We start from the raw sequence: 2846 nt of genomic DNA on the forward strand, positions 1-2846 counted from the left end.
TGTCGGCGTACACATGAACGTCCCCACCCACGTACGGATGAAAAGGGACAGTTGTTGATGCGGTGAGACCTGCTGCTCGGCACTCTGCTGCTTGGTCGGTGAGAGGCGGCGGAAGGCGGACGACAGTGGTCTTGGACCCGCAACGTTGGTTGGAACTACGGCGCTTCCGGAGCCTGTTGGAATCCGGGGCGATCAGCTTGTCGGAGGTGGCCCGGGAGACCGGTCTGGACCGGAAGACGGTCCGCAAGTATCTGTCGGCACCGGGTCCGGCGACCCCGCCGCGCCGGTCGCCGAACGGGCGGTCGAAGGCGCGGGTGATCGACGAGTTCGCGCCGCTGGTCGACTCGATGCTGCGGGCGGAGATCCTGATGAAGGCCGCGGTGATCCACGGGCGGCTGGCCGCGGAGTACGGGTTCACCGGCAACTACCAGCGCGTCAAGCTCTACGTTCAGGAAGCCCGGCCTCGCATCGCCGAGGAACTCGGCATCACGCCGAAGGAACTTGCCGGCATGCACCGCCGGTTCGAGGTCATCCCCGGCGCCCAGGCCCAGGTGGATTGGGGCGACGAGGGCAAGATCCTCGCCCACATGGGCATCCCGAAGGTCTACTCCTTCCACATGACGCTGTCGTACTCGCGCGACCCGTTCTGTTGCTTCACCACCAGCCAGGACCTCCAGACGTTCTTCGACTGCCACCGCAGGGCCTTCGCTCACTTCGGCGGCGTCCCGATGACGATCGTCTACGACCGCACGAAGACCGTTGTCCGCCGCCACGTCGCCCCAGGCGAGGCGGTCCCACTGCATCCGGAAGCAGTCGGGTTCGCCGGCCACTACGACTTCGACATCGATGTCCTGGCCGCCTACCGGCCCACTGGCAAGGGACGCGTCGAGCGGCAAGTTCTCATCGTCCGCGACCACGTCCTGTCCGGCCGATCCTTCTCCTCCGTCGAGGAGATGGACGCCGCCTTCACCACCTGGGTCCCGCAGCGACGGGCCCAGGCCCACAGGACCCACCAGCAGATCATCGGAGAGCGGGCGGCCCGCGACCACGTGGCCCTCAAGCCACTGCCGGAGACTCCGTATCTGGTGGCCGAGCGGCACCTGCGGCCGGTCGGCAAGGACTGCCTGGTCGCCTTCGGCGGCAACCTCTACTCGGTGCCCGCCCGCAGGGTCCGACCGCGTCAACTGGTGGAGATCCGGGCCACAAAGTCGCAGATCATGCTGCATTCCACCATCGCGGCCAGCAGCGGCGAGACGTTGCTGGCGACCCATCCTCGGGCGATCGGCCGCGGGGTCCGCGTCGTCGAAGAGGCCCACTGGGACGGCCTGCCCACCGGCAGAGGACGTCGCACCACAACCGGCGACGTCCTGCCCCGGCCCCGCCAAGAGCGTCCTCTGGGCGAGGAGGCCGGACCTCTGCAGGCTCTGTTGAACCGGGCCGCGGCCACCCGCGTCGAGGTCGGTCGCCGTCCGCTGTCGGTCTATGACGAGCTGACCGGCACCCGCCCCTTCACCACCCGTCCAAGCACGAGGGAAACGTCTTGAGCGAGCTGGTCTCCACCCGCATCCGCAACACGGCCGGCAAGCTCGGCCTGCCCCACCTGGCCGAAACGATCAACGAGTACACCCGGCGGGCCGACGAGGGGAAGATGGGCTACCTCGACTTCCTTGACCTGGTCCTGTCCGAGGAACTCGCAGTCCGCGACGACCGCCGCTTCCGCCAGGGCCTGCGACTGTCCCGGCTACCGCACCACAAGACGCTCGACGAATACGACTTCTCCTTCCAGCCCGACCTCGACCCGCGCAAGGTCAAGGACCTCGCCACCCTCTCGTTCGTCGAGGACAAGGCGAACGCCGCCCTGCTCGGGCCGCCCGGGGTCGGCAAGACGCACATCGCCGTCGCTCTCGCGGTCGCGGCCTGCCGGGCCGGCTACTCGATCTACTTCACCAGCCTCGACGACATGGTCCGCAACCTCAAAGCCGCCGAGACCGCCGGCCGTCTGACGAACAAGCTCGGAACCTACCTGCGGCCCAGCGTCCTCGTGGTCGACGAGGTCGGCTACCAGCCCCTCGAACGAGCCGAGGCAAACCTGGTCTTCCAGGTCATCTCCAAGCGCTACGAGAAGGGCTCGATCATCCTGACCTCGAACAAAACCTTCAGCGAATGGGGCCAGGTCTTCGGCGACGAGGTCCTCGCCACCGCCATCCTCGACCGACTCCTCCACCACTGCGACGTGATCTCCATCAACGGCCCCAGCTACCGGCTCAAGAACCGCCTCAAGGCGATCGAGCGGGACAACGACGTGGCCTGACGACCCACGTCGCTTCCGGCGACCGAGCACTTGATCAGTCGTTGATCACCCGCTGAAAGATCTCGGAGAACTCGCCGTTCTCGATCAGTCCGGCGATCACGTCGGTCATGTTGTCGATGCCGGGATCCCTGACGATCAGACCGTCCGAGACCCAGAAGTACCGGCCCCCGAGGGCCTCGTCGGTCCCCACCCAGAGTTTCATCAGGCGCTCGACTTCCACGATGGTGAACACGGTCGCGGTCCAACGAGATCCATCCTTCAGAGTCACGAGGACATCGACGTTGCAGACCTCGTCCAAGTCCTCACCGTCGCTGGGCAGGAACGACGCCTCGAAGTCCTCCATGCGGACCCGATACCAGGGCTCGTCCCACCCTCGCTCGATCGGTTCAGATGATGTGCTGTCACTCATCGCGCGAGTGTCCCTGGCCGGGGCACCGATCTCAACCCAGATCCTCTGCCGTGCTACCGCTGCCCGCGGCCAGAGCTGGGGACGTTGGTCCGTACGCAACTGGGGAGAAAAGTCCGTACGCCGACA

The 2846-nt window shown here is 66.5% G+C and carries 3 protein-coding genes; 2 read left to right on the forward strand and 1 reads right to left on the reverse strand.

Features of this window, described 5'->3' with window-relative positions:
* The first annotated feature begins 125 nt into the window (after positions 1–125).
* Both istA and istB read left to right on the forward strand, forming a co-directional pair.
* Complete coding sequence (istA, locus tag ACIF80_RS37425) at positions 126–1544, forward strand: IS21 family transposase (protein ID WP_399813495.1); 1419 nt, start codon at positions 126–128, stop codon at positions 1542–1544.
* Positions 1541–2311 carry an IS21-like element helper ATPase IstB gene (gene istB, locus ACIF80_RS37430; protein ID WP_399813497.1) on the forward strand — a complete coding sequence of 257 codons (771 nt, stop codon included), beginning with the start codon at positions 1541–1543 and terminating at the stop codon, positions 2309–2311. The genes istA and istB overlap by 4 nt, the downstream gene beginning before the upstream one ends.
* A gap of 34 nt (positions 2312–2345) precedes the next feature.
* Here the strand turns inward: istB and ACIF80_RS37435 are convergent, their stop codons facing one another.
* Positions 2346–2720 (reverse strand): hypothetical protein, encoded by a 375-nt coding sequence (locus ACIF80_RS37435; protein ID WP_399813501.1) that lies wholly within the window; start codon positions 2718–2720, stop codon positions 2346–2348.
* Positions 2721–2846 lie beyond the last annotated feature (126 nt).

Source organism: Streptomyces sp. NPDC085927 (genome assembly GCF_044540975.1).
GTDB classification, from domain to species: domain Bacteria; phylum Actinomycetota; class Actinomycetes; order Streptomycetales; family Streptomycetaceae; genus Streptomyces; species Streptomyces hirsutus.

Excerpts from the sequence above, each read along its gene's own strand:
- ACIF80_RS37435 (WP_399813501.1), bottom strand. The coding sequence starts at position 2,720 with ATGAGTGACAGCACATCATCTGAACCGATCGAGCGAGGGTGGGACGAG.